Below are 24,536 nucleotides of genomic sequence, written 5' to 3' on the forward strand. Positions count from 1 at the left end.
GCGGCATTGCCTTCCTGCGAGCTTGCCGATGTCCGCGCCTGCCACGGCCACCCCCGCGACGATTCCGCCGCACCTCCTGTCGCCGGACCAGGCCCAGTCGCTGGATCGGCTTACCGGCGAACTGGACGCCACTGGCCTGTGGTGGCTGTCCGGCTACGCCGCGGGGCTGGCGCGCGGCCGCGCGGCGCCGGTCGCGTCGACGGTGGATGTCACACCGACGAACGCCACCCGGCCGCTGACGGTGGTCTATGGCAGCCAGACCGGCAACGCCAGGCGCCTCGCCGAGAAGCTGGCCCGGGAGCTGGAAGCCGGCGCCGTGCCGGTCCGCCTGCTGCGGGCGGACCGCTACCCCACCCGCGAGCTGAAGGACGAGCGCCGCCTCTACCTGGTGATCAGCACCCAGGGCGACGGCGAGCCGCCCGATGACGCGCGCGGACTGGTCGAATTCATTGCCGGCCGGCGCGCGCCGGCACTGCCGCAGTTGCAGTTCGGCGTGCTTGCACTGGGCGACTCGAGTTACCCGCAGTTCTGCGCGATCGGCCGCCAGCTCGACGCGCGCCTGGCCGAACTCGGCGGCAGCCGTCTGTTTCCCGTCGGCGAGGCCGACCTCGACATCGACAGCGTGGCGAACCCGTGGCTCGAACGCGCGGTGCGGACGGCCAGGGAAACCGCCGCCGACACGCCGTCGACGCGCCCGAGCGGGGCCACGGTGACCCCGTTGCGGCCGGCGGCAGCGACGTTCGATCGCGACCGCCCGTTCGCGGCCGCGTTGCTGGCCAACCAGCCGCTGACCGCGAGCGGCGGACGCCGCCACCGCAGCGACCGCGACATACGCCACATCGAACTGTCGCTGGACGGCGCGAACCTGCCCTACGAACCCGGCGACGCATTGGGTGTGTGGCCACGCAATCCGCCGGCGCTGGTCGATGCGGTGCTGGCCACGCTCGGTCTGGAGGCGGATACGCCGGTGGCCCACGCCGGCGAGGAGCGGCCGCTGCGCCAGTGGCTGGCGGAAAAGCGCGAACTGACCCGGCTCACCCGGCCCTTCCTCGCCCGCCATGCGGAACGCGCGCGGGACGAGCGGCTCGGCGCCCTGCTGTCGGGCGGAGACGCCGCGGCGATCACCGCCCTGCTCGACCGCGACCAGCTGGTCGACCTGCTGCGCATGCACCCCGCGCAGTGGGATGCCGAGGCGCTGGTGGCGGCCTTGCGCCCGCTCGCGCCGCGGCTGTACTCGATCGCGTCCAGCCGCAAACACGTTGGCGACGAGGCCCACCTCACGGTCGCCCATGTGCAGTACGCGCGCGACGGGGACATCCGCTGGGGCGCCGCCTCGCACCTGCTGGCCGGCAGCGACTCCGACGACACCGTGCCGGTGTTCATCGAACACAACGAACGCTTCCGGCTGCCCGCCGACGCCTCCCGCGACGTCGTCATGATCGGCCCCGGCACCGGCGTCGCGCCGTTCCGCGGCTTCGTGCAGGAACGCGCGGCGGTGGGCGCGAGCGGGCGCGACTGGCTGCTGTTCGGCAACCCTCACCTGCGCACCGATTTCCTCTACCAGACCGAATGGCAGCAGGCGCTTCGCGACGGGCGGCTGCACCGGCTCGACCTCGCCTTCTCACGCGACCAGGCCGAAAAGGTCTACGTGCAGCACCGCCTGCTCGAACACGGCCGCGAGCTCTACGCCTGGCTCGACGGCGGCGCCCACCTGTATGTCTGCGGCGACGCCAGCCGCATGGCGAGGGACGTGCACGCCGCCCTCGTCGAAGTCATCGCCACCCACGGCGCGGTGTCGCGCGAGGACGCCGAGGCGCACCTTCACACCTTGCAGCAACAGGGCCGCTACGCCCGGGACGTCTACTGATGAGCAGCCACTCCGTCGAAGACATCAAGCGCGCCAGCAGCGGACTGCGCGGCACCCTGGTCGAATCGCTCGCCGACCATCACACCGGCGGCCTGCGCGAGGCCGACGAACGGCTGGTCAAGTTCCACGGCAGCTACCAGCAGGACGACCGCGACCTGCGCGAGGCACGCCGGCTGGCCAGGCTCGAACCCGCCCACGCCTTCATGATCCGCATCCGCACGCCCGGCGGCATGGTCACGCCATCGCAGTGGTTGCAACTGGACGCGATCGCCACGCGCTACGCCGAACGCGGGCTGCGCATCACCACGCGGCAGACGATCCAGTTCCACGGCGTGGTCAAGCACGAACTGAAGGCGACGATGCAGGCGATCAACGCCGCGGTCATCGACACGATCGCCGCCTGCGGCGACGTCAACCGCAACGTCATGGTGGCGGCCAATCCGCAGCAGTCGCACGCCCACGCGCGGGTCTTCGCGCAGGCGGCGGCGCTGTCGGAACACCTGCTGCCACGCACCCGTGCCTATTACGAAATCTGGCTCGACGAGGCGCAGGTCGCCGGCACCCCTGCGGTGGAGGAGCCGGTCTATGGCGAGGCCTACATGCCGCGCAAATTCAAGATTGGCTTCGCCATCCCGCCGTACAACGACGTGGACGTGTTCGCCAACGACCTCGGCCTTGTCGCGATCCTCGACGAGGCCGGCGAACTGGCCGGCTACAACGTCAGCGCCGGCGGCGGCATGGGCGCCAGCCACGGCGACCCGGCCACCTACCCGCGCCTGGGCGACGTGATCGGCTTCGTCACCCCTGGGCAGGTCACCGCGTTGGCCGAGGCGGTGATCGGCACCCAGCGCGACCACGGCGACCGCCTGCTCCGCAAGCACGCGCGGCTGAAGTACACCATCGACGACCGCGGGCTGGACTGGTTCGTCGCCGAAGTCGAGCGCCGCGCCGGCTTCGGGCTGGCGCCGGCGCGGCCGTTCGAATTCATCCACAACGGCGACCGCTTCGGCTGGGTCGACGGCGGGGACGGCCGCGCGCACCTGACGCTGCGGATTCCCGCCGGGCGCATCGAGGACGAAGACGCCGCCCTTCACCAGAGCGGCCTGCGTGAACTGGCGACATTGCTGATGCAGGCCGACGGCGTCGAGTTCCGGATGACGCCGAACCAGAACCTGGTGGTCGCCGGCGTGCCACGCAACCTGCGCGGCCCCATCGAGGACCTGCTCGCCCGGTTCGGGCTGGACGGCCACCGCCACGCCAGCCCGCTGCGCCGCAATGCACTCGCCTGCGTCGCCCTGCCGACCTGCGGCCTGGCCATGGCCGAGGCCGAGCGCTACCTGCCCGTCCTGCTCGACCGCATCGAAGCGCTGCTGTCCGGCCATGGATTGCTCGACGCGCCGATCCACCTGCGCATCAGCGGCTGCCCGAACGGCTGCTCGCGGCCGTATCTCGGCGAGATCGCGCTCGTCGGCAAGGCGCCTGGCCGTTACAACCTGATGCTCGGCGCCGACCACCGCGGCCAACGGCTCAACACCCTGTACCGCGAAAACATCACCGAGGCCGACATCCTCGCCGCACTCGACCCGCTGCTGGCGCGCTATGCCGCCGAGCGCGGTAGCGGCGAAGGCTTCGGCGACTTCCTCGTGCGCGCGGGAGTCGTCGCGGCGCCGCGTCGGATCCCGCTCCGGCTGGCCGCCGAGGAGGAGGCATGAGCGTCGCCACCGGCCTCGCCGGCGGTTCGGCACGTGCGCTGCACGAGATCAACCACTGGCTCGCCGGCCGCACCGCCGAGCAGCGCGTCGCCTGGTCGCTGGAGAACACCGCCGGTGCCCACGTGCTGTCGTCCAGCTTCGGCGCACAGGCCGCGGTGTCGCTGCACATGGTCAGCCGGCAGGCGCCAGGCACGCCGGTGGTCGTGGTCGACACCGGCTATCTGTTCCCGGAGACCTACCGGTTCATCGACGAGCTGCGCGCCCGACTCGCACTCGACCTGCGGGTCTACCGTCCCGACCCGGCACGGGCGTGGAGCGCGACCGAGGTCGCCGGGCTGCAGGCGGCCGGGGTCGACGCCATCCACCGCTACAACCAGGTGCACAAGGTCGAGCCGATGCAGCGCGCCCTGGCCGAGCTCAACGCCGGCACCTGGATCGCCGGACTGCGCCGCAGCCAGTCGCGCACCCGTGCGGCGATCGACCTGCTCGAACGCCGCGACGGCCGCTGGAAACTGCACCCGTTGGCCGACTGGAGCGACCGCGACGTCTGGCGCTACCTGCAACGCCACGACCTGCCGTACCACCCGCTGTGGCACCAGGGCTACGTCTCGATCGGCGACGTGCACTCCACCCGCCGGCTGGCGCCCGGAATGCACGAGGAAGACACCCGCTTCTTCGGACTGACGCGGGAATGCGGGCTGCATTTCGGCAGCGACGGGGAGCAGGCCGCGTAACCGGTCGTGCGCATCGCGACCGGGAAATCCAGCCGACGCGCCTTCATTGCTGACGGCCGGGTGCACGACGCGACCACGCGCCTCAACTCGTAATCGCCTGCCCCAGCTCCACCCAGCTCGGCGCCACCGGCCAGTCGGGCTCCTGGTTCCCCTCCACCACCCGCCGCAGGTCGCGGCGGTCGATCTGCGGGGCGAGCGCGTTGACCAGGTCCAGCGCGTATTCGCGCAACACCCGCGCGCGCGGAATCACCGCCCACGTCACGCATTCGGGCAGGCTTGGCGGCGCCGGCAGCGCGCGCAGGTCGTCGTCGGCGGCGCCGGTCAGCGCCATTTCGGCAAGCACGCCCACGCCGAGGCCGGCGCGGACGTAGGTCTTGATCAGGTCGGCGTCGCGGGCGGTCATCGCCACCTGCGGCTCCACACCGGCATCGGCGAACGCGCGACGCAGTGACGAATCCGCGCGGTTGGACGATTCGTAGCTGACCAGCGGCGAACGCCCCAGCTCCGCCAGGGTGGGCGTGCGCTGCAGGGCCGCCAGCGGATGCTCGCGCGGCACCAGCACCACGCGCCGCCAGCGGAACAGCGGCACGGCCAGTCCTCCATCGGGCACGCTCCCGGCGGTGCTGATCACCGCCAAATCGGCTTGGCCGCGCGCCAGCTGGCCGAGCACCTCGCCGTCGGCGGCGGCCTGCAGGTGGACGCTGACCCGCGGGAACGCGTGCTTGACCCGCGCGATCGCCGCCGGCAGCACGAACCGCGCCTGGGTGTGGGTGGTGGTGAGGACGAGTTCGCCGGCATCCTCGCCGCGCTGGTTGGCCGCCAGGCTGCGGATATTGCCGGCCTGCTCCAGGATCAGCCGGGCATGGGTCAGCACGCGCTCGCCCGCTTCGGTGACCGCATCGAGGCTGCGCCCCTTGCGCCGGAACAGCTGGAAGCCGAGCTCCTCCTCCAGTTGCTTGAGCTGTTTGGACAGGCCGGGCTGGGTGGCGTGCACGCGTTCGGCCGCCAGGGTGATGTTGAGGCCGGAATCGGCAATCGCGACGAGGTAGCGCAGCTGGGTCAGGGTCATGTTCGCAGGGGTCCGGATGCGGGCGGGCGGAGACGGGGACGCGGGAACGCCGGGCCACGGCAGGTGCTCATCCGGGTAAACAGTTTCATGCTGTCCATCTCTTCATTGCGATGCAGCGATTTATACATGATCCCGCGTCCCCGTTGGCGCTTGGCTTATGCCCTGGCGGCATAAGGGCAGAGAGGGCGGTCATTTCATTGGATGGGGCGATCTGGCTAGCGTCGCAACACCCCTGCCGCGTTCCCCTGCCATGCCCTCCTCCGCGCCTTCGCTGTTTCCCGTGTTCGCCGATCTGCGCGACCGCCCGGTGCTGGTGGTCGGCGGCGGGACCGTTGCGCGACGCAAGGCGGCCGCGCTGCTGGACGCCGGAGCCCGTGTCACGGTCGGCGCGCCTGCGCTCGAGCCCGCCCTGGCCGACTGGGCCCGACAGGACCGCATCGTCCACATCGACGGGTCGTTCCAGCCCGATTGGCTCGACGGTGCCTGGCTGGTGGTGGCTGCAACCGACGAGGAATGGACCAACCGCGCGGTGGCCGCGGCCGCCGTGGCGCACCGGGTCTGGGTCAACGTGGTCGACGACGCGGCCTTGTCGACCTTCCACGTGCCTTCGCGTATCCGGCGCGGACCGCTGCAGGTGGCGATCTCCAGCGGCGGCGGTGCACCGATGCTGGCCCGGGCGATGCGGGAGCGGTTGGAAACCCATCTCGACGAGTCGCTGGGCGCGCTCGCCGAGCTGCTGACCCGGCAGCGCGGCCGCATCCGCGCGCGCCTGACGGACACCTGCGCGCGGCGGCGATTTTTCGATCGCCTGCTCGACGGCGCGTTGCCGGCGCTGCTGCGGCGCGGCGCCCGCGACGCGGCCGAGCGCATGTTCGAGCAGGTGCTGGCCGATGCCCCCACGCGGTCGACCGGCTCGGTCGCGCTGGTCGGCGCCGGCCCCGGTGACCCCGGCCTGCTGACCCTGCGCGGCCTGCGCCTGCTCAACGAGGCCGACGTGATCCTGCACGACCGCCTGGTCAGCCCCGAGGTACTCGACCTCGCCCGGCGCGACGCCGAGCGCATCGAAGTCGGCAAACAGGCCGGCCACCACCACACCACGCAGGCGCGGATCCACGCGTTGATGGTCGAACACGCCCGCGCCGGCAAGCGCGTGGTGCGCCTGAAAGGCGGCGACCCGTTCGTGTTCGGCCGCGGCGGCGAGGAGCTGCAGGTGCTGCGCGCCCGGGGCATCGACTACGAAGTGGTGCCCGGCATCACCGCCGCCCTCGCCTGCGGCGCGTACGCCGGCATTCCGCTGACCCATCGCGACCACGCGCAATCGGTGCGACTGCTCACCGCCCATTGCAGGGACTCGGCCGACGACCTCGACTGGGCTTCGCTCGCCGCCGGGTCGCAGACGCTCGCGGTCTACATGGGCGTTGGCGCGCTGGAGCGCTTCGGCGAGCGCCTGATCACCCACGGCCGCGACCCGGCCACGCCGTTCGCGCTGGTCGAGAACGGCTCGCGTGCCGGCCAGCGCGTGGTCACCGGCCGGCTGGTTGAACTGGCGGAGCGTGCCCGCGTCCACGGCGTCGCGTCGCCGGCGCTGCTGGTGGTCGGTGAAGTCGCGGCACTGGCCGACGAGCTGCACTGGTTCGGTGACCCGCCACTCGGCGGCTGTCGACCCGAAGCCCTGCCGCACGCCGCCTGACCCGCATTCCACGCCATTCGAAAAAGGACCCCTCCATGCCCCTGCACGACAGCATCCTCGACACCATCGGCTCCACCCCGATCGTCCGCCTCAACCGCATCGCGCCCGACCACGTGTCGCTCTACGCCAAGGTGGAATCGTTCAATCCCGGCGGCTCGGTGAAGGACCGCCTGGCGCTGGCGATCATCCTCGACGCCGAGCGCAGCGGCGCGCTCAAGCCTGGGCAGACCGTGGTGGAGGCGACCTCGGGCAACACCGGGGTCGCGCTGGCGATGGTCTGCGCGGCGCGCGGCTATCCGTTCGTGGCGGTGATGACCGAGACGTTCTCGGTCGAGCGCCGCAAACTCATGCGCGCGTACGGTGCGAAGGTGATCCTGACCGCCGCGGCCGAGCGCGGCACCGGCATGGTGCGCAAGGCGGCGGAACTGGCCGAACGGCACGGCTGGTTCCTCGCGCGCCAGTTCGACAATCCGGCCAACCCCGCCTGGCACCGCCAGACCACCGCGCCGGAGATCCTGCGCGACTTCGCCGGACGGCGTCTCGACTGGTTCGTCAGTGGCTGGGGAACGGGCGGCACGCTCACCGGCACCGGCCAGGTGCTCAAGTCGGCACGGCCCGACCTGCGCATCGCGGCCGCCGAACCCGCCGCCGCGGCGATACTGGCCGGCCATCCGTGGCAGCCCCACAGGATCCAGGGCTGGACACCGGACTTCGTGCCGTCGGTACTCGACCGTTCGGTGGCCGACGAGGTGCTGGCGATCGACGACGTGGTCGCCCGCGACACCGCACGCCTGCTGGCGACGCGCGAAGGCCTGTTCGTCGGCCTCTCGGCCGGAGCCACCGTCGCCGCCGCGTTGCAGGTCGCCCGGCAGGCACCGGCCGGCAGCACCCTGCTGGCGATGCTGCCGGACACCGGCGAGCGCTACCTGTCGACGTTCCTGTTCGAAGGTGTTGCCGAGGGTTCGGACGACGAGTGGCTGGCGGAACTGGAGCGCGAAGCGGTCGCCGCCTGAACACCGCCGCCGGCGGCGCGACATAACGTGCGGCCGGCGTTTCGCGGCGCGCGGCGGGTCAGTACCCTGTGCACCTGCGGCCGACGCCGCCCGGAGCCTGCATGACCCTGCCTGCCGCTGACTGCCCCGACCGCGCCGCCGCGCGCCTGGCCTGGGCGCGCGCCGCCATCGGCGACGCCCACCTCGAGCTCGCCCGCGCCTCGACCGACGCCGGCTTCCGCAGCTACTGGCGTGCCGCCACCGCCCACGCGGGCGGGGATGCGTCGAGCGTGATCGTGATGGACTCGCCGCCCGACAAGGAGGACGTGCGGCCTTGGCTGCGCATGCGCGAACTGCTCGATAGCGGCGGGGTGAGAGTGCCGCGGGTGCTCGCCCGCGATGTCGATGCCGGCTTCCTGCTGCTGGAGGACCTCGGCGCCGACACCTACCTGCACGTGATCCACGCCGAGAACGCCGACGGGCTGTTCGACGCCGCGATCGAGCAGTTGCTGAAGCTGCAGGCGATCGCGTGCCCGCCCGACCTGCCCGCCTACGACGAAGCCCTGCTCGCGCGCGAACTGCGCCTGTTCGACGAGTGGTACCTGGGCCGGCACCTGGGCGTCGCCCCGGATTGCGGCGAACTGGAACAGCTCGACGCCGCCTACCGCCTGCTGATCGACGCCGCGCTCGCGCAGCCACAGGTGCTGGTGCATCGCGACTTCATGCCGCGCAACCTGATGCCGGCCGGCGATGGACCGGCCGTCCTCGACTTCCAGGACGCGGTCCGCGGGCCGATCGCCTACGACGCGCTGAGCCTGTTCAAGGATGCCTTCCTGAGCTGGCCCGAGGCGCGGGTCGGCGACTGGCTGGCCCAGTACCACGCCCGCGCCAGTGCCGTCGGCCTGCCGGTGCCGCCGCTGGCGCGCTTCCGGCGCGACGCCGACCTGATCGGCGTGCAGCGCCACCTCAAGGTCATCGGCATCTTCGCGCGCCTGCACCACCGCGACGGCAAGTCCAAATACCTGGCCGACGTGCCGCGCTTTTTCGGCTACCTCGACGAAGTGCTGCCGCGGTATCCCGAGTTCGCACCGCTGGTGGCGATCATCGACCGGTACGTGCGGCCGGCCCTCACCGCCAGCCGATGAGGGCACGGCAATGAAGGCACTGATCCTCGCCGCCGGCCTGGGCGAGCGCATGCGGCCGCTGACCGAGCGCACGCCCAAGCCGCTGCTCAAGGCCGGCGGTCGATCGCTGATTGCCTGGCATCTCGAAAAGCTCGGCGCGTGCGGCGTGCGCGAAGTCGTGATCAACACCAGCTGGCTCGCCGACCAGTTCCCGCAGGCACTCGGCGACGGCGCCCGCTGGGGTCTGGACATCCGGTATTCCTACGAGGGCCCGGACCCGCTCGAGACCGGCGGCGGCATGTGGCACGCGCTCGACCTGCTCGGCCGGGACGCCGCGTTCATCGCGGTCAATGGTGATATCTGGAGCGACGTCGACTACGCCCGCCTGCCGACCCAACCCGCCGGCGACGCGCACCTGGTGCTGGTCGACAACCCGGCGCACCACCCGGAAGGCGACTTCGCCCTCGGCGCCGACGCGCGGCTGGCCTGGAGCGGCGCCGCCCGGCTCACGTTCTCCGGCATCGGGGTCTACCGGGCGTCGCTGTTCGATGACTGGCGCGACGTGATCGGCACGACCGAAGGCGCCGAACGGAACCCGCCGCGCTTCAAGCTCGCACCGCTGCTGCGCGCGGCGATGGAGCGCGAGCGGGTCACCGGCGAGCAGCACCGCGGCCGCTGGACCGATGTCGGCACCCCGCAGCGCCTGGCCGAACTGGACCGATCGCTGCGCGACGGCCCCGAAGTCCTGTAGGCGCGACGACAATCGCGCCCAGTCGACGCCTCGCAGGCTCTACGGTTCGCGCACGGCTTTTCCGCTCATTCCAGCATCGGAAACCCGGAATATCCGGGCTTCTGTAGGAGCGGCTTCAGCCGCGATCGTGGACCGGTTGCAAGCCCGTGCATCCGATCGCGGCTGAAGCCGCTCCTACACATGTTCTCGGCGCATCACGCGCCCCGGGCTTGACCGGTCACCCGCCCAGCACCTGCCGCAGGAACGGCACGGTGATCCGCCGCTGCGCCGCCAGCGACGCGCGGTCGAGACGGTCCAGCAGGGCCGTCAGCCCCGCCAGGTCGCGGTCGACGCGCCTGAGCAGCCAGTCCAGCGCCGCGTCCTCGAACACCCAGCCACGCCGGTGGGCACGCTGGCGCAACACTTCGCGACGCCCGCCCTCGTCAAGGGGCTGCAGGGCGATGCGGCTGCACTGCGAAAGTCGCGAACGCAGGTCCGGCAGGCCGATCGCCAATGCATCCGGGTGGGCGCGCGCGGCGTAGACGAGGCAGGCTCCGGCCGCACGCGCGCGGTTGTGGGCGTGGAACAGGGCCACCTCGTCATCGCGGTTCCCGGCGATCGCCTCCAGGCCGTCCAGCGCCACGAGGTCGTTGCCTTCCAGCGCGTCCAGTGCATCGGCCAGTCGACCGGCGGCGGCCGCGAGCGGCAGATAGGCCGCGCGGCGCCCGGCGGCATCGGCCGCGGCGCACGCGCCCAGCAGCAGGTGGGTCTTGCCGGCGCCGGCGGGCCCGGCGATCACCAGCCAGTCCGCGCTGTCACCTCGGGCCAGTGCCGCCAGTTGCTCCAGGGCACCGTCCGGCGCGCCGATGAAAGTGTCCAGCCGCTGGTCCGGCGGATACCGCAGGGCGAGCGGCAACTGCGGCACCGGCGACGGGGCCGCTGGCCCGCCACCCGCACTGGGCGGTTTCACTCGGCCTCCGGCTCCCGCGGGTACACGTGCGCGACGGCGGAAGGGCCGTCGCCGACCACGATCGCCGGGTGTTCGCCGGCATACAGGCGGCTGTGGGTGTAGCGCTCCTGCGCATACCGCAGCAGCACGTTGGCCACTGCGGCCACCGGCAGCGCAAGCAACATGCCGAGGAAGCCGAACAGCTGCCCGCCCGCGAGCACGGCGAAGATCACCGCCACCGGATGCAGCCCGATGCGGTCGCCGACCAGCTTGGGGGTCAACCAGTAGCTCTCGATCACCTGGCCCAGGCCGAACACCACCAGCACACCGGCGACGTGCTGCCAGTCGCCGTACTGCACCAGCGCGGCGATGCAGCCCAGGATGATGCCGCTGGCCGGCCCGACGTAGGGAACGAAGGTCAGCAGGCCGGCGATCACCCCGATCAGGATGCCCAGGTCGAGGCCGACCGCCCACAGGCCGATGCCGTACATCACCCCGAGGATCAGCATCACCATGAACTGGCCGCGCAGGAAGCCGCCGAGTACGTCGCTCGACTCGCGCGCCAGCCGGCTGACCGTGCCGATGTGGTCGCGCGGCACCAGCGCGGCGACCCGCGCCACCATGACGTCCCAGTCGCGCAGGAAGAAGAACGTGATCACCGGCAGCAGCGCGACGTTGGCGACGAACGCCAGCAGCGCGAAGCCCGAGCGCGACATGTAGCCCAGCAGCGTGGTCGCGAAACCGCCGGCGCGCTCCCAGTTGCTGCGCACCAGCTCGATCAGGTAGTTGAAGTCGAGCCAGCTGGTGATGTCGAACCCGGTCCGCATCTCCAGCCAGGGCAGCGCGGTGTCGATGAACCACAGCCGATAGCTCGGCAGCGACGCCACCAGCGTCGCGATCTGGCTTTCGATCGTCGGCACCAGCAGCACCAGGCCGAGCAGTACCGCCAGTGCCATCGCCGTGAACACGAGGGTGACCGCGACGTTGCGGCGCCGCCCGGCGCGTTCGAGCCGGTCCACCAGCGGGTCGCCCAGCCAGCCGAGCATCGCGGCCAGCACGAACGGGGTCAGGATCGGTGCGAGCAGCCACAACAGCCAGCACGCGAACAACGCGAGCGCGGCCCATTGCAACCGCCGCAGGAACCGGGCGATGTCGTGGAGCGGGTCGGTGTGGTCCATCAGCGCAACCGGTAAACCGGCTCTCCCCCTTCAATGGTGCCGTCGACGAGCACGTCGCCGCCGTCGACCAGGCGACCGAAACCGGACAGTCCGGAAACCAGTTCGAGGTCGAACTCGATCCCCTGCGCGGTCGCCCGCAGCGGGGTGAGGCCGCGCACCACCGCCAGGCCCTGCAGGTAACCGGACAGGCGCACGTAGTCGTCGGCGCTGTCCAGCCCGGTGAACGCGACGCGGTAGGTGCCGGCCGGGCCGGTCTCGGGCGCCTTCGCGTAGCGCTTCATCAGTGCGTCGGCGGCGCCGTCGGCACCGGTCGCCATCACCTGCAGGGCATTGCCGCCGGTCTCCGACCAGCGCGAGAGCACCTGGCCGTCGTCGACGAAGGTCCAGTCCGCCTTCCAGCCGCCGTCGTGCCGGTACAGTTTGCCGATCAGCTGCATCGGCGGGCTGTAGCGCCGCGACGCCCGGGCCACCGCGGCCGCGTCGCCGCGCCAGATCGCGCCGACCAGCGCCTGCTCGGCAGCGCTGCCGTTGGGCAGGCCGAGGCGGAAACCGCGCTGCTCGGCGCGGTTCAGCGTGGAGCGCGCCGCCGCGGCTTTCGGCAGACCGACCAGGCGCGGGCCGCTGCCGTCGTCGATCGCCAGCCACAGCACCGGTTTGGGTCGCGGCTGCGGCCAGACCGGCAGGCCCAGCGCGGCCACCAGCGAGTCGACTTGCTCGCGGTCGAAGCGGACCACGAGGGTCGTCTTGAAGCTCGGTGCGCCGCTGGCGGACACGCCCTCGTCCTGCCGGTAGTCGTAGCTGTCGACGTATTCACCGGCACGGCGCAGCTCGCGGCCGATCCCCGGCGTGGAGGCGGCACCGCGGTCGCCGGACAGCTTGCCCAGCACCTGCGCCAGCGCCCGGGCGAAGGCCGCGTCGCGCTCGCCCCCACCCTGCCCGTTGACCTCCACCTCGGCCGAATAGACGCCCTGCGCCGCGGCGCGGTCGCCCTCCACGCGCTGGGCGGAGGCGACGGAGCTCGCCAGCAACAATGCGACCGCGAGCAGCCACGGCAAACGCCTCGACACTGCGCGCCACGCGGCGGTTGCCGCCGTTCCGGTCGCCCGTTCGCCTGCCGGGTGGAGTGCCACACCGTTCGCGTGCGCCATCGCTGTCCTGCCACTGGGGGAATGGCGAAATGGTGCCGCACGGGCGTCGGCGCGTCCATTGAAGGCCGGATGCAGGCTCGCGGCCTGCACGGTCGGTGGTCCGGCGGCGGCCCGCGCCAAGGTGCCACTGCTAGAATCGCGCCCTCCCCGCACCATCGAGCCCGCCGTGACTTCGACCCCGTCCAGCCCCACGCCCCTGACCTATCGCGATGCCGGCGTCGACATCGACGCGGGCAACGAGCTGGTCGAGCGGATCAAGCCGCTGGTCAAGCGCAGCTTCCGTCCCGAAGTGATGGGCGGGCTGGGCGGCTTCGGCGCGCTGTTCGACCTCTCGGGCAAGTACCGCGAGCCGGTGCTGGTGTCCGGCACGGATGGCGTCGGGACCAAGCTCAAGCTCGCCCAGCAGCTGAACCGCCACGACACCATCGGCATCGACCTGGTGGCGATGTGCGTCAACGACGTGCTGGTGCAGGGCGCCGAGCCGCTGTTCTTCCTGGATTACTTCGCCACCGGCAAGCTCGAGCTGGACACCACGGTGGCCGTCGTCGGCGGCATCGCGCGCGGCTGCGAGGAAGCCGGTTGCGCGCTGATCGGCGGCGAGACCGCCGAGATGCCGGACATGTACGGCCCCGGCGAGTACGACCTGGCCGGCTTCACCGTCGGCGCGGTGGAGAAGGCGCAACTGCGTGACGGCGCACGGGTGCAGGCGGGCGACGTGTTGATCGGCCTCGCCTCGTCGGGTCCGCATTCCAACGGTTATTCGCTGATCCGGCGGATCTTCGACCGCGCCGGCCGCCCCGCCGACACCGAGGTCGGCGGCGTCCGCCTGATCGATGCGCTGATGGCGCCGACCGCGCTGTACGTGAAGCCGGTGCTGGAGCTGCTGCGCGGCGCGCACGGCGACGCGATCCACGCGATGGCGCACATCACCGGCGGCGGCCTGTCGGAGAACATCATCCGGGTCGTCCCGGACGGGCTTGGACTCCGCGTGGAGGCTTCGGCGATCGTCCTGCCGCCGGTGTTCGACTGGCTGCAGCGCGAGGGCGGGGTCGCCGACGCCGAGATGTGGCGCACGTTCAACTGCGGCATCGGCTTCGTGCTGGTGGTGCCGCAAGCCAGCGTTGCGGCGATCGAGTCCGAACTCGATCGCCTGGCGCTGTCGCACCGCCGCATCGGTGAGGTGGTCGCCCACGCCGGCGACGAGCGCGTGCGGATCGGTTGACCGCCCCGCCACGCCCGCCCGTGCCGGGGGACGCCGTGTCCGCACCGCTCCGCATTGCCGTGCTCGCTTCGGGTGGCGGCAGCAACCTGCAGGCGATCCTCGACGCCATCGCCGCCGGGCACCTCGCAGCGAGCGTGGCCGGTGTGTTTTCCGACCGGCCAACCGCGTTCGCCCTGGAACGGGCACGACGGGCCGGCCTGCCTGCGACCGCCATCCGCCCCAGGGACTTCGCCACCCGGCTCGAGTTCGATGAACACCTGTTCAGCCAGGTCGACGCCGTTCATCCCGATCTCATCGTCTGTGCCGGATACATGCGCCTGGTCAGCGAGTTCGCGGTCACGGCGCGGCTGGGCCGGATGATCAACATCCATCCGTCACTGCTGCCGGCGTTCAAGGGTCTGCATACACACCAGCAGGCGCTGGACGCCGGGGTCGCCGAGCACGGCGCAAGCGTGCATTTCGTGTCGCCCGAACTCGACGGCGGCCCGGTCATCGCCCAGGCGCGCGTGCCGGTGAACGCCGGCGACGACGCCGCACAGCTGGCGCAGCGCGTCCTCGGCCGCGAACACCCGCTGCTGCTGGCGACCCTGCAACTGCTCGCCGCCGGGCGAGTGGCGCTGGGCGGCGCATCCGAGGCACGGGTGCTGCTCGACAACCGGCCGCTGGCCGCGCCGCTGTACCTCGCCGACGACGACCGCACCCTGCAACCCGCAACACCTCCCCCCTCCGCCACCCCACCCTGACTCCCATGCGCCTTCACCTGCCTGCCCTCGCCCTCGCGTCGTTCCTCATTTCCTTCGCCGCCCCCGCGCAGCAGGCGCAGCCCGCGCCCGCCCCCGCCACGGAGGAAGCGCCGGTGGAGGCCGCGGCCCTGCAGCCTTTCCTGGCCAGCTACCTGGTCTACAAGGGCGGCAAGCAGCTCGGTGAAGCCACCATGCAACTCGTCCGGCAGCAGCCCCCGCGCTGGCGGGTCGACCTGGTGATGCAGGGCACCCGCGGCCTGTTCGGCCTGGCCGGGATCAATGCCGAACAGAGCACCGTGTTCTACGAAGCCGGCGAAACTTACCGCCCGCTGAGCCAGGCGACCGTCAATAAAACCGTGTTCACCCGCAAGCAAACCGTGGGTGTCTACGATTGGTCGTCCCGTGAAGCGCGCTGGAGCGGCGAAACCAAGGAACACCGCCGCGGGCCGATCGCACTGCAGGATGGCGACATGACCGGCCTGCTGATCAACCTGGCGGTGATCCGCGATGCCGAGCCGGGCACAACCCTGGAGTACCGCTTCGTCGATGACGGCCGCACGCGCAGCCACGTGTACGTCGTCGCCGAGGAGCTTGAGAGCATCAACGTCGGCGGCCTGGGCTACAAGGCGATGAAAGCCACCCGGGCCAAGGACGAAAACGAGGAAACGGTGATCTGGGTGGCCAGGAACGTACCCACCCCGATCCGCATCCTCCAGCGCGAAGATGGTGAAGACACCTACGACCTGCGCCTGGTCGAATACAAAGGAGCCGAATAGATGTCGATGACGAAACAGCCCGCCACCGCCCTGCGCCGCCACCTGTCCGGCGCGTTGGCCGGCGCCGCCCTGCTGCTGGCGGCGAGCGCGCCCGCACTGGCGGTCGAGCCGTTCACCGCCGACTACCAGGCCACCTACATGGGCATGAAGGCCAACGGCAAGATGAGCCTCGCCCCGGCCGGCGAAGACCGCTGGCGCTACAGCCTGGACATCAGCAACTCGCTGGCCTCGCTCAGCCAGGCCACCGTGTTCGAGGAGCACGACGGCCACTGGCGCCCGATCAGCAGCAAGGATTCCTCCAACGTGCTGGTCAAGAAGTCCGACAAGAACGCCGAGTACGACTGGTCGCGCGGTGTGGCGAGCTGGAGCGGCGACGTGAAAGAGGACCGCGCCGGTCCGATCAAGCTGCAGCCGGGCGACATGGATGCGCTGCTGATCAACCTGGCGCTGGTGCGCGACGTGGAAGCCGGCAGGCCGCTGAATTACCGCATGGTCGACAACGGCCGGGTCAAGCAGATGAACTACCGCGTCGCCGGGCAGGAGCAGATCAGTGTTGGCGGCGAACAGAAGGACGCCACCAAGGTGGTCAGCACCGATGGCGACAAGCAGACGATCGCCTGGGTGGTCGACGACATGCCCGTCCCGGCGCGCATCCTCCAGCGCGAGGACGGCGAGGACACGATCGACCTGCGGGTGCAGGCGGTGCATTGAGCACGTGCTTGGTGGTGAAGCAAAAAAGCCCCGCGATTGCGGGGCTTTTTGTTTCAACCGGCTTCTTTGTCCCGGGCTTCTGCAGGAGCGGCTTCAGCCGCGCTCGGATGATGGCCGGGCGACCCACTTCCGATCGCGGCTGAAGCCGCTCCTACAAAGGCACCACATCCACCCGCGTTCGTTGCATTCAACCCACGCGCCGGATCTTCGCCCCCAGCCCGGAGAGCTTCTCCTCGATGTTCTCGTAGCCGCGATCCAGGTGGTAGATGCGGTCGATGGTGGTCTCCCCCTGCGCCACCAGCCCCGCCAGGATCAGCGAGGCCGACGCACGCAGGTCGGTCGCCATCACCGGCGCGCCGCTGAGCTGGGTCACGCCGCGAACGACCGCCGTATGCCCGTCGACCCGGATGTCGGCCCCCAGCCGCAGCAACTCGTTGACGTGCATGAAGCGGTTTTCGAAGATCGTCTCGTTGATCACGCCGACGCCCTCGGCGATGCAGTTCATTGCCATGAACTGCGCCTGCATGTCGGTCGGGAAAGCCGGGTGCGGGGCGGTGGTGATGTTCACCGCCTTTGGCCGCCGCCCCTGCATGTCCAGGGTGATGCGATCGCCGTCGCAGTCGAGCCAGGCGCCGGCCTCGGCGAGTTTGTCGAGCACCGCCTTCATGGTCTCCGGCCGTGTCCGCCGTGCGGTGATCCGCCCACCGGTCATCGCCGCGGCCACCAGGAACGTCCCCGCTTCGATCCGGTCGGGCACCACCGAGTGGGCGCCGCCGTGCAGTCGCTCGACGCCCTCGACCACGATCCGACCGGTACCGGCGCCCTGGATGCGGGCGCCGAGTGCGGTCAGGCAGTCGGCGAGGTCGACGATCTCGGGCTCCATCGCCGCGTTCTCGAGCACGGTGGTGCCTTCGGCGAGGGTGGCGGCCATCAGCACGTTCTCGGTCGCGCCGACACTGACCATCTCGAACACATGCCGTGCGCCACGCAGGCGCTCGGCGCGCGCCTTGATGAATCCGTTTTCGACGGTGACCTGCGCGCCAAGCGTCTGCAGGCCCTTGATGTGCAGGTCGACCGGGCGCGAGCCGATCGCGCAACCGCCCGGCAGCGAGACCTCGGCGTGGCCGTAGCGGGCCAGCAGCGGACCGAGCACGAGCACCGACGCGCGCATGGTCCGGACCAGTTCGTACGGTGCAACCTGGCTGTGCACCGTGGTCGGGTCGACGGTGATGCCCCCGTACCCATCGAAAGCCGGTTCGTCGATGCTGATGCCGGCGCCGATCTCGGCCAGCAGCTTGGCGGTGGTGACCACGTCGTGCAGGTGCGGCACGTTGCTGATCTCCACCGGCCCGTCGGCCAGCAGGGTCGCGCACAGGATCGGCAGCACCGCGTTCTTGGCACCGGAAATCTGCACCTCGCCACCGAGGGCGACACCACCTTCAACCACGATCTTCTGCATGGGCACCACGCTGCGGAAACACCGGCTGGACGCCGGTCATGCGGGAGGAAAACGCCGTACGCGGTGCGGCCGCGCAGGCACGCGCTCAGCCCTGGCCGGCCTCGGCGGGGGTCAATGTCTTCAGCGCCAGCGCGTGGATCTCGCCGCCCATGCGCTCGCCCAGGGTGGCGTAGACCATCCGGTGGCGCGCCAGCGGCAACTTGCCGGCGAACGCCTCGCACACCACCGTCGCCTCGAAATGGACGCCGTCATCACCGCGCACGTCGGCGCTGGCGCCGGGCAGGCCTTGTTCGATCAGGGACTGGATGGTCTGGGGATTCACGGTCGGTTCGCTGTCCGGGACTGGGGTGCGCGCGATTGCGCTTACACTAGGCAGTCAGCCTAACGGAAAGCCCCCGGTCCGAAAATGGCCCATCCCGAAATGGCATCCCCCGTTCCTTCCGATCCTTCCGCGCAGGGCTTCGCCGTCAGCGGCCGGCGCGTGTTCCAGCTCGAGGCCGAGGCGCTCGCCGCCGTCGGCGCCCGGCTCGACGGCGACTTCAGCGCGGCCTGCCGGCTCATGCTCGAAGCCTCCGGCCGCGTGGTCTGCACCGGCATGGGCAAGTCGGGCCACGTCGCGCGAAAGATCGCGGCGACCTTCGCTTCGACCGGCACCCCCGCGTTCTACGTCCATCCGGGCGAGGCGGGCCACGGCGACCTGGGCATGATCACCGACGCCGACGTGGTGCTCGCCCTGTCGTACTCCGGCGAGAGCGACGAGGTGCTGATGCTGCTGCCGGTGCTCAAGCGCCAGGGCAACAGGCTCATCACCATGACCGGCCGGCCCGGCTCCAGCCTCGCGCGGGAAGCGGATGTCCACCTGGACGTGAGCGTGCCCGCCGAGGCTTGCCCGATCGACCTGGCGCCGACGTCCAGCACCACGGCCTCGCTGGCGATGGGTGACGCGCTGGCGGTGGCCCTGATGGAAGCCCGCGGCTTCACCGCCGACGACTTCGCGCGCTCGCACCCGGCGGGCGCGCTCGGGCGCCGGCTGCTGTTGCACATCGCCGACATCATGCACGGCGGCGAGGACGTGCCGCGGGTCGGCGCCGACGCCACCGTCAGCGAAGCGCTGGTGGAGATGAGCCGCAAGCGGCTTGGCATGACCGCCATCGTCGACGACGCCGGCCGCCTGCTCGGCCTGTACACCGACGGCGACCTGCGCCGCAGCCTGGACGACCGCAGCGTGGACCTGCGCGCCACCCGCATTGCCGAGGTCATGACCCGCTCGCCCAGGACGATCGGCCAGGACGCGCTCGCGGTGGAAGCGGCGCAGCTGATGGAAGCGCACAAGATCAGCGGCCTGCTGGTGGTCGATGGCGACCAGCGCGTGGTCGGTGCCCTCAACATTCACGACCTGTTGCGCGCGCGGGTGGTTTAACGGCGGCCTCGCGCCGCTCTCCTCCGCATGTCCGCGCCGCAGCACTTTTCCAGGATTCCCGTGCCCGCCGATCGCCCCGCCGACCGTCACAGCGACCTTGCCGCGCCACTGCGCGAACGCGCCGCGCGCGTCCGTCTGGCGTGCTTCGACGTCGACGGCACCCTCACCGACGGCCGGCTGCTGTTCGATAGCGAAGGCCGCGAGCTCAAGGCGTTCCACGTGCACGACGGGCTCGGCCTGGTGCTGCTGCGCAAGAGCGGCATCGAGGTGGCCTTCATCACCGCACGGGTGAGCACCATCGCCGAGCAGCGCGCGGCCGAGCTGGGCATCACCGAGGTGCACACGGCCGTCAAGGACAAACTGGCCCGTGTCGGCGAGATCGCCGCGCGGCTCGGCCTGGCGCTGGACGAAGTCGCCTTCATGGGCGACGACCTGCCGGACCTGCGGGTGATGTCGCAGATCGGCCTTTCCGCCGCCCCGGCCAATGCCCATCCGTGGGTGGCCGAACGCGTCGACTGGCGCGCATCGGCACTGGCCGGCCGCGGCGCGGCGCGCGAGTTCTGCGACCTGCTGCTGCATGCGCACGGGCGGGTGGCGGCGTTGATCGACGAGGTCACCCGCGTCGAAGGCACGCGGGTGGAGGGGCCGGCATGAACGCCCTCATCAACTGGCGCACCGGCGTCACCCTCGTACTGCTGGTGGTCGCCGCGGTCAGCGGCTGGTCCCTGTGGTCCAAACGCGAGGCGCCGGCCGAAGCGGCGGTGGCCGAGGGCGGCCGGCCCGACTACCTGCTGCACGATTTCGAGCTGGTGGCGCTGGACGCCGAAGGCCGCGAATCGTTCACGCTTCGAGCGCCGGAACTGGCACGCGACCCCGGCACCAAGACGATGGAGATCGCCACGCCGCTGTTCCTGATCCCGCCGCGAGCAGCCGACGGCGGCGGCGATGCGTGGGAAGTGCGGGCCAACCGCGGCTGGGTCAGTGCCGAAGGCGACGAACTGCGCCTGAGCGGCGAGGTGAAGGCCGAGAGCGACGGCCGCAACGACGCCCCGGTGACGATCACCACCGAACGGCTGAACGTTTACCCCGAAGCCGACCGGGTGGCCTCGCCGGTGGCGGTAACCATTAACAGGCCCGGTTCTATACTGCGCGGCATTGGCCTCGAGGTGAACCTGGCCACCAAGCAGTACACGCTCCAATCCGAGGTCCGCTCCCGCTATGCCCCATAACGCCGCCCCCAGGCACGCCCTCACGTGGCTGCTCGTCGCCGCCGCCATCGCCGCGAGCCCGCTGGCCGAGGCCAGGAAGTCCGACCGCAACCAGGCGATGGACGTCACCGCCGGCAAGCAGGAAGGCGGCCTGGGTGACGACACCCCGACCGTGCTTTCGGGCGGCGTCACCATCGACCAGGGCACCCTGCACGCCGAAGCCTCGCGGGCCGAGATCAGCACCCGCGGCGGCGAGATCGCCCGGGTCGTGCTCAGCGGCGGTCCGGCACGGCTCAACCAGGAACTGGATGACGGCTCGCCGATGAGCGCGGTCGCCGACAAGGTCGACTACAACCCCAACACCGAGATGGTGGTGTTCACCGGCAACGTCACCATCAAGCAGCCGCGCGGCAGCCTGAGCGGCGAACGCGTGGTCTACAACATGGCCTCCGGCCAGGTGACCAGCGGCGGCGAAGGCGCCGGCCGCGTGCGCATGCGGATCCTGCCCAAGAACGGTGGCGGCAGCTCCGCGACGCCATCGCCGTCGGGCAGCCGGAACGAAGACCCGCCGCCCGGAACGGGCGCCGACGAGCCTGCCGCCAACCCGGCGGAGGGCGGCTGATGCTGGTCGCCGAGGGCCTGCGCAAGGCCTACCGCTCGCGCGAGGTCGTGCGCGATTTCGGCCTGACCCTGGACGCCGGCGAAGTCGTCGGCCTGCTCGGCCCCAACGGCGCCGGCAAGACCACCTGCTTCTACATGATCGTCGGCCTGGTCCCGGCCGACGCCGGGCAGATCCTGCTCGACGGCAAGGACATCACCGGCGACCCGATGTACGTGCGCTCCAAGTACGGCGTCGGCTACCTGCCGCAGGAGCCGTCGGTGTTCCGCAAGCTCAGCGTCGCCGACAACATCATGATGGTGCTCGAGCTGCGCGAGGACCTCGACAAGGCCGGCCGCGAACGCGAACTCGCCTCGCTGATGGACGAGCTGCAGGTGACCCACGTCGCCGACCAGCTCGGCGCCAGCCTGTCGGGCGGCGAACGGCGCCGGGTCGAAATCGCGCGGGCGCTGGCAGGCAAGCCACGGCTGATGCTGCTCGACGAGCCGTTCGCCGGCGTCGACCCGATTTCGGTCGGCGAGATCCAACGGATCGTGAGCCACCTCAAGAATCGTGGGATCGGCGTGCTGATCACCGACCACAACGTGCGCGAAACCTTGGGGATCTGCGACCGCGCGTATATCCTCAACGAAGGCGGCGTGCTCGCGCAGGGGGCTCCGGACGCGCTGCTGGCCAACCCCGACGTCCGTCGCGTCTATCTGGGCGAAACCTTCCGCCTGTAGCCTTCACGGCTGATCCGGTGCCCGCACCGGCATGATGCATCGCAGCGGCCGTCGCTCCCTTTCGGTCGCGTTTGTTCCCCATCATGAAGCCCCGCCTACAAGCCTCCCTCGGACAGCACCTGGTGATGACGCCGCAACTGCGGCAGGCGATCCGCCTGTTGCAGCTGTCGGCGGTGGAACTGGACGCCGAGCTGGCGACCGCGGTGGAGAGCAACCCGCTGCTCGACTGGACCGAGGTCACTGGCACGGCGCCCGAGGCCGGCGCACCGTCCAATGGCGACAGCCAAGGCGAACCCGAGGCCCCCCCGCTCGACACGCCGGCCCCGGCCGAGGCGGAGTGGACCGGCGGCGGCGACGGCGACACCTGGTACCAGCGCAGCGGCCCGGCCGATCCCGATGACGACGGCCTGCAGGCCGAACAGGTCGCCGAGTCCGAAAGCCTGCACGACCACCTGCTGTGGCAGCTCCACCTCAGTCCCCTGTCGCCGCGCGACCGCCAGATCGCGGTCGCGTTGATTGAATCGATCGACGACGACGGCTATCTGCGTGAACCGCTCGACGCCATCGCCGCCACGCTCGACGACGATCTGCACGCCAGCTGCGAGGAGATCCAGACCGCGCTGTGCCAGATCCAGCGGTTCGACCCGGTCGGCGTCGGCGCACGAGACCTCGGCGAGTGCCTGCGCCTGCAGTTGCAGACGCTCGCCGAAGACACGCCGGCGCGGCAACTGGCGATGGACCTCACCCGCGGCGCGCTGGAACGCCTGCCCAGGGTGGGCGCGGCCGGCTTGGCGGCGGAAATGAAGCTCGCGGTCGGCGAGGTGGAAGCCGCCGTGCAGCTGTTGCGCTCGCTCGACCCGCGCCCCGGCGCGCAGATCGGCGCGATCGCCACCGACACCTACGTGACCCCCGACGTGGTGATCTGGCGCCAGCACGGCGTATGGCGGGTCGCGCTGTCGGAAAGCATGCGGCCGCGGGTCAGCATCCACCGCGGCTACGAGAACATGATCCAGCACGCCAGCGCGGCCGATGCCAGTTACCTGAAGGGCCACCTGCAGGAAGCGCGCTGGCTGCTCAAGAGCCTGGAGGCGCGCGGCGAGACCCTGCTCAAGGTGACCCGCTGCCTGCTCCACCAGCAGGCCGGCTTCCTCGAGTTCGGCGACAGCGCGCTGCGGCCACTCACCCTGCGCGAAGTCGCCGCCGAGATCGGCCTGCACGAGTCGACCGTGTCGCGCGCGATCGCCCGCAAGTACGCGCGCACCCCACGCGGCACCATCCCGCTGCGTGCGTTCTTCGCTTCGGGCATCGAGACTGGCGGCGGCGGCGAGGCGTCCAGCACCGCCATCCAGGCCATGATCCGCCGGCTGATCGAAGCCGAGAATCCGCGCAAGCCGCTGTCCGACGCGCGTCTGGCCGAAACCCTCAAGGCCACCGGCGTCCCGGTCGCGCGCCGCACCGTCGCCAAGTACCGCGAGGCGATGAGCATCCCCTCCTCGCAGGACCGCGTGCGCATCGGCTGAAGGCGGCTTTTGCCGCGCACCGTCTGGACCTGATCGGCGGCCAAAGATGGCGTCGCCGCCGGCCGTCCAGTCCGGCGCGCTGGGCTATGCTGTAGGCCCGAGTCGCGACGTAGGAGGAGCTTTCCGATGCGTATCGAAACCCACGGCCAGCAGATCGAAGTCACTGCCGCCCTGCGCGACTATGTCGAAACCCGGCTGGCGCGGCTCGCGCGGCATTTCGACCAGCCCTTCGACGTCCGTACCCTGCTGACGCTGGACAAGCCCGACCACCGCGCCGAGGCCACCGTCAACGTGGCCGGCCGCACCCTGCACGCCGACGCCGCCGCGATCGACATGTACGCCGCGATCGACCTGCTCGCCGACAAGCTCGACCGCCTGCTGATGAAGCACAAGGAGAAGCAGGTCGACCACCACCGGGGTGAAAGCCTCGCCCGCAGCGGCGAGTTCGGCTGACACGATGCCGTTGCACGAGTGGCTCGATCCCGGACGCATCGGGATCCTCGACGCGCCGGGCGATCGTGATGCGGTGATCGACGCCGTGGCCCGGCTGCTGGCCGACCCGGCCGGCGACGACGGGGCGATCGGCCACAGCCTGCACGCCCGCGAGCAGCTGGCCAGCACCGGCATCGGCCACGGCGTGGCGTTCCCGCACGGGCGGGTGGCCTCGCTGGAACACACCCGCGGCGCATTCCTGCGGCTGGCGGAGCCGGTCGACTTCGGCGCGGTCGACGGCGAGCCGGTCGACCTGGTGCTGGCGATGGCGGTCCCCGAGCACGCGCTGCAGGAGCACCTCCAGCAACTGGCCGAACTGGCCGAGCGGTTCGGCGATCCCGGCTTCCGCCGCGAGCTGCGCCAGGCCGAGAACACCGAAGCGCTGCGGCGCCGCCTGCTGGGCGCGCCGGCGGCCATCCAGACACCCCAGGCAAGGTCACGCTGATATGCC

General features: G+C 71.0%; 25 protein-coding genes. 19 read left to right on the forward strand and 6 right to left on the reverse strand.

All coding sequences use genetic code 11. The features are described from left to right. Nucleotides 1-28: 28 nt before the first annotated feature. From U8331_RS11085 to U8331_RS11095, 3 genes are read left to right on the forward strand one after another with little or no spacing between them, the layout of a single operon-like run. Entirely contained in the window at nt 29-1,867 is a 1,839-nt protein-coding gene (locus U8331_RS11085) for an assimilatory sulfite reductase (NADPH) flavoprotein subunit (RefSeq protein ID WP_481131090.1), read from the forward strand. Beyond that, nucleotides 1,867-3,579 (forward strand): assimilatory sulfite reductase (NADPH) hemoprotein subunit, encoded by a 1,713-nt coding sequence (gene cysI, locus U8331_RS11090; RefSeq protein WP_481131091.1) that lies wholly within the window; start codon nt 1,867-1,869, stop codon nt 3,577-3,579. Before U8331_RS11085 ends, cysI begins: the two co-directional genes overlap by 1 nt. Continuing rightward, entirely contained in the window at nt 3,576-4,313 is a 738-nt protein-coding gene (locus tag U8331_RS11095) for a phosphoadenylyl-sulfate reductase (RefSeq protein ID WP_481131092.1), read from the forward strand. Before cysI ends, U8331_RS11095 begins: the two co-directional genes overlap by 4 nt. A gap of 82 nt (nt 4,314-4,395) precedes the next feature. Here U8331_RS11095 and U8331_RS11100 read toward each other — a convergent pair whose 3' ends face one another. Further along, on the reverse strand, nt 4,396-5,382 hold the full coding sequence (locus U8331_RS11100; protein ID WP_481131093.1) for a LysR family transcriptional regulator: 987 nt from the start codon (nt 5,380-5,382) through the stop codon (nt 4,396-4,398). Between the two features lie 250 nt (nt 5,383-5,632). Here U8331_RS11100 and cysG point away from each other — a divergent pair, with 250 nt between their 5' ends. From cysG to murU, 4 genes are all read left to right on the forward strand, one after another. Continuing rightward, nucleotides 5,633-7,072: a siroheme synthase CysG gene (gene cysG / locus U8331_RS11105; protein ID WP_481131094.1), complete on the forward strand. Its 1,440-nt coding sequence runs from the start codon at nt 5,633-5,635 to the stop codon at nt 7,070-7,072. A gap of 35 nt (nt 7,073-7,107) precedes the next feature. Then, nucleotides 7,108-8,085 (forward strand): cysteine synthase A, encoded by a 978-nt coding sequence (cysK, locus tag U8331_RS11110; RefSeq protein ID WP_481131095.1) that lies wholly within the window; start codon nt 7,108-7,110, stop codon nt 8,083-8,085. Nucleotides 8,086-8,186: 101 nt separating this feature from the next. Continuing rightward, nucleotides 8,187-9,209 carry an aminoglycoside phosphotransferase family protein gene (locus U8331_RS11115; RefSeq protein ID WP_481131096.1) on the forward strand — a complete coding sequence of 341 codons (1,023 nt, stop codon included), beginning with the start codon at nt 8,187-8,189 and terminating at the stop codon, nt 9,207-9,209. A 10-nt stretch (nt 9,210-9,219) separates the two neighbouring features. Beyond that, a complete protein-coding gene (murU, locus tag U8331_RS11120; RefSeq protein WP_481131097.1) occupies nt 9,220-9,939 on the forward strand; it encodes an N-acetylmuramate alpha-1-phosphate uridylyltransferase MurU in 720 nt (239 codons plus the stop codon). A gap of 217 nt (nt 9,940-10,156) precedes the next feature. Here the strand turns inward: murU and hda are convergent, their stop codons facing one another. The 3 genes from hda to U8331_RS11135 are packed head-to-tail and all read right to left on the reverse strand — an operon-like array spanning nt 10,157 to nt 13,112. After that, the gene (hda, locus tag U8331_RS11125) at nt 10,157-10,843 is read right to left on the reverse strand and encodes a DnaA regulatory inactivator Hda (RefSeq protein ID WP_481132962.1); all 687 of its coding nucleotides are present in this window, start codon (nt 10,841-10,843) and stop codon (nt 10,157-10,159) included. Between the two features lie 41 nt (nt 10,844-10,884). Beyond that, nucleotides 10,885-12,045 (reverse strand): AI-2E family transporter, encoded by a 1,161-nt coding sequence (locus tag U8331_RS11130; RefSeq protein ID WP_481131098.1) that lies wholly within the window; start codon nt 12,043-12,045, stop codon nt 10,885-10,887. Further along, the gene (locus U8331_RS11135) at nt 12,045-13,112 is read right to left on the reverse strand and encodes a DUF2066 domain-containing protein (protein WP_481131099.1); all 1,068 of its coding nucleotides are present in this window, start codon (nt 13,110-13,112) and stop codon (nt 12,045-12,047) included. Before U8331_RS11135 ends, U8331_RS11130 begins: the two co-directional genes overlap by 1 nt. Nucleotides 13,113-13,347: 235 nt before the next feature. Here U8331_RS11135 and purM point away from each other — a divergent pair, with 235 nt between their 5' ends. From purM to U8331_RS11155, 4 genes are read left to right on the forward strand one after another with little or no spacing between them, the layout of a single operon-like run. Beyond that, nucleotides 13,348-14,415: a phosphoribosylformylglycinamidine cyclo-ligase gene (purM, locus tag U8331_RS11140; RefSeq protein WP_481132963.1), complete on the forward strand. Its 1,068-nt coding sequence runs from the start codon at nt 13,348-13,350 to the stop codon at nt 14,413-14,415. 20 nt (nt 14,416-14,435) lie between these two features. Further along, on the forward strand, nt 14,436-15,158 hold the full coding sequence (purN, locus tag U8331_RS11145) for a phosphoribosylglycinamide formyltransferase (RefSeq protein WP_481131100.1): 723 nt from the start codon (nt 14,436-14,438) through the stop codon (nt 15,156-15,158). Nucleotides 15,159-15,163: 5 nt separating this feature from the next. Then, nucleotides 15,164-15,934: a DUF3108 domain-containing protein gene (locus U8331_RS11150; protein ID WP_481131101.1), complete on the forward strand. Its 771-nt coding sequence runs from the start codon at nt 15,164-15,166 to the stop codon at nt 15,932-15,934. Further along, entirely contained in the window at nt 15,935-16,645 is a 711-nt protein-coding gene (locus U8331_RS11155) for a DUF3108 domain-containing protein (RefSeq protein ID WP_481131102.1), read from the forward strand. It abuts the gene before it with no gap. Between the two features lie 187 nt (nt 16,646-16,832). Here U8331_RS11155 and murA read toward each other — a convergent pair whose 3' ends face one another. After that, on the reverse strand, nt 16,833-18,104 hold the full coding sequence (gene murA, locus U8331_RS11160; RefSeq protein ID WP_481131103.1) for a UDP-N-acetylglucosamine 1-carboxyvinyltransferase: 1,272 nt from the start codon (nt 18,102-18,104) through the stop codon (nt 16,833-16,835). An 85-nt stretch (nt 18,105-18,189) separates the two neighbouring features. Then, nucleotides 18,190-18,426, reverse strand: a complete 237-nt coding sequence (locus U8331_RS11165) for a BolA family protein (protein WP_481131104.1) — start codon at nt 18,424-18,426, stop codon at nt 18,190-18,192. Between the two features lie 99 nt (nt 18,427-18,525). On the opposite strand from U8331_RS11165, the gene U8331_RS11170 reads away from it, so the two are divergent. The 8 genes from U8331_RS11170 to U8331_RS11205 all read left to right on the forward strand — a co-directional run bounded on the left by U8331_RS11170 (nt 18,526) and on the right by U8331_RS11205 (nt 24,530). Next, nucleotides 18,526-19,524 (forward strand): KpsF/GutQ family sugar-phosphate isomerase, encoded by a 999-nt coding sequence (locus U8331_RS11170; protein ID WP_481131105.1) that lies wholly within the window; start codon nt 18,526-18,528, stop codon nt 19,522-19,524. A gap of 60 nt (nt 19,525-19,584) precedes the next feature. Continuing rightward, complete coding sequence (locus U8331_RS11175) at nt 19,585-20,178, forward strand: KdsC family phosphatase (RefSeq protein WP_481131106.1); 594 nt, start codon at nt 19,585-19,587, stop codon at nt 20,176-20,178. Continuing rightward, nucleotides 20,175-20,753 (forward strand): LPS export ABC transporter periplasmic protein LptC, encoded by a 579-nt coding sequence (gene lptC / locus U8331_RS11180; RefSeq protein ID WP_481131107.1) that lies wholly within the window; start codon nt 20,175-20,177, stop codon nt 20,751-20,753. Before U8331_RS11175 ends, lptC begins: the two co-directional genes overlap by 4 nt. Beyond that, nucleotides 20,743-21,354, forward strand: coding sequence for a lipopolysaccharide transport periplasmic protein LptA (lptA, locus tag U8331_RS11185; protein WP_481131108.1), 612 nt, complete (start codon nt 20,743-20,745; stop codon nt 21,352-21,354). The genes lptC and lptA overlap by 11 nt, the downstream gene beginning before the upstream one ends. Next, complete coding sequence (lptB, locus tag U8331_RS11190; RefSeq protein ID WP_481131109.1) at nt 21,354-22,073, forward strand: LPS export ABC transporter ATP-binding protein; 720 nt, start codon at nt 21,354-21,356, stop codon at nt 22,071-22,073. The genes lptA and lptB overlap by 1 nt, the downstream gene beginning before the upstream one ends. Nucleotides 22,074-22,156: 83 nt before the next feature. After that, nucleotides 22,157-23,593, forward strand: coding sequence for an RNA polymerase factor sigma-54 (locus U8331_RS11195; protein WP_481131110.1), 1,437 nt, complete (start codon nt 22,157-22,159; stop codon nt 23,591-23,593). A gap of 126 nt (nt 23,594-23,719) precedes the next feature. Further along, the gene (gene hpf / locus U8331_RS11200) at nt 23,720-24,046 is read left to right on the forward strand and encodes a ribosome hibernation-promoting factor, HPF/YfiA family (protein WP_481131111.1); all 327 of its coding nucleotides are present in this window, start codon (nt 23,720-23,722) and stop codon (nt 24,044-24,046) included. Nucleotides 24,047-24,050: 4 nt separating this feature from the next. Continuing rightward, nucleotides 24,051-24,530, forward strand: a complete 480-nt coding sequence (locus U8331_RS11205; RefSeq protein WP_481131112.1) for a PTS sugar transporter subunit IIA — start codon at nt 24,051-24,053, stop codon at nt 24,528-24,530. The last annotated feature ends 6 nt before the right edge of the window (nt 24,531-24,536 follow it).

The organism is Lysobacter sp. CC-YZS074 (genome assembly GCF_056739745.1).

Excerpts from the sequence above, each read along its gene's own strand:
- U8331_RS11085 (WP_481131090.1), top strand. The coding sequence starts at position 29 with ATGTCCGCGCCTGCCACGGCCACCCCCGCGACGATTCCGCCGCACCTC.
- U8331_RS11195 (WP_481131110.1), top strand. The coding sequence starts at position 22,157 with ATGAAGCCCCGCCTACAAGCCTCCCTCGGACAGCACCTGGTGATGACG.
- U8331_RS11155 (WP_481131102.1), top strand. The coding sequence starts at position 15,935 with ATGTCGATGACGAAACAGCCCGCCACCGCCCTGCGCCGCCACCTGTCC.
- cysG (WP_481131094.1), top strand. The coding sequence starts at position 5,633 with ATGCCCTCCTCCGCGCCTTCGCTGTTTCCCGTGTTCGCCGATCTGCGC.
- U8331_RS11150 (WP_481131101.1), top strand. The coding sequence starts at position 15,164 with ATGCGCCTTCACCTGCCTGCCCTCGCCCTCGCGTCGTTCCTCATTTCC.
- U8331_RS11130 (WP_481131098.1), bottom strand. The coding sequence starts at position 12,045 with ATGGACCACACCGACCCGCTCCACGACATCGCCCGGTTCCTGCGGCGG.
- U8331_RS11095 (WP_481131092.1), top strand. The coding sequence starts at position 3,576 with ATGAGCGTCGCCACCGGCCTCGCCGGCGGTTCGGCACGTGCGCTGCAC.
- cysK (WP_481131095.1), top strand. The coding sequence starts at position 7,108 with ATGCCCCTGCACGACAGCATCCTCGACACCATCGGCTCCACCCCGATC.
- murA (WP_481131103.1), bottom strand. The coding sequence starts at position 18,104 with ATGCAGAAGATCGTGGTTGAAGGTGGTGTCGCCCTCGGTGGCGAGGTG.
- U8331_RS11115 (WP_481131096.1), top strand. The coding sequence starts at position 8,187 with ATGACCCTGCCTGCCGCTGACTGCCCCGACCGCGCCGCCGCGCGCCTG.
- hpf (WP_481131111.1), top strand. The coding sequence starts at position 23,720 with ATGCGTATCGAAACCCACGGCCAGCAGATCGAAGTCACTGCCGCCCTG.
- murU (WP_481131097.1), top strand. The coding sequence starts at position 9,220 with ATGAAGGCACTGATCCTCGCCGCCGGCCTGGGCGAGCGCATGCGGCCG.
- U8331_RS11100 (WP_481131093.1), bottom strand. The coding sequence starts at position 5,382 with ATGACCCTGACCCAGCTGCGCTACCTCGTCGCGATTGCCGATTCCGGC.
- U8331_RS11170 (WP_481131105.1), top strand. The coding sequence starts at position 18,526 with ATGGCATCCCCCGTTCCTTCCGATCCTTCCGCGCAGGGCTTCGCCGTC.
- lptB (WP_481131109.1), top strand. The coding sequence starts at position 21,354 with ATGCTGGTCGCCGAGGGCCTGCGCAAGGCCTACCGCTCGCGCGAGGTC.
- cysI (WP_481131091.1), top strand. The coding sequence starts at position 1,867 with ATGAGCAGCCACTCCGTCGAAGACATCAAGCGCGCCAGCAGCGGACTG.
- lptA (WP_481131108.1), top strand. The coding sequence starts at position 20,743 with ATGCCCCATAACGCCGCCCCCAGGCACGCCCTCACGTGGCTGCTCGTC.
- lptC (WP_481131107.1), top strand. The coding sequence starts at position 20,175 with ATGAACGCCCTCATCAACTGGCGCACCGGCGTCACCCTCGTACTGCTG.
- U8331_RS11205 (WP_481131112.1), top strand. The coding sequence starts at position 24,051 with ATGCCGTTGCACGAGTGGCTCGATCCCGGACGCATCGGGATCCTCGAC.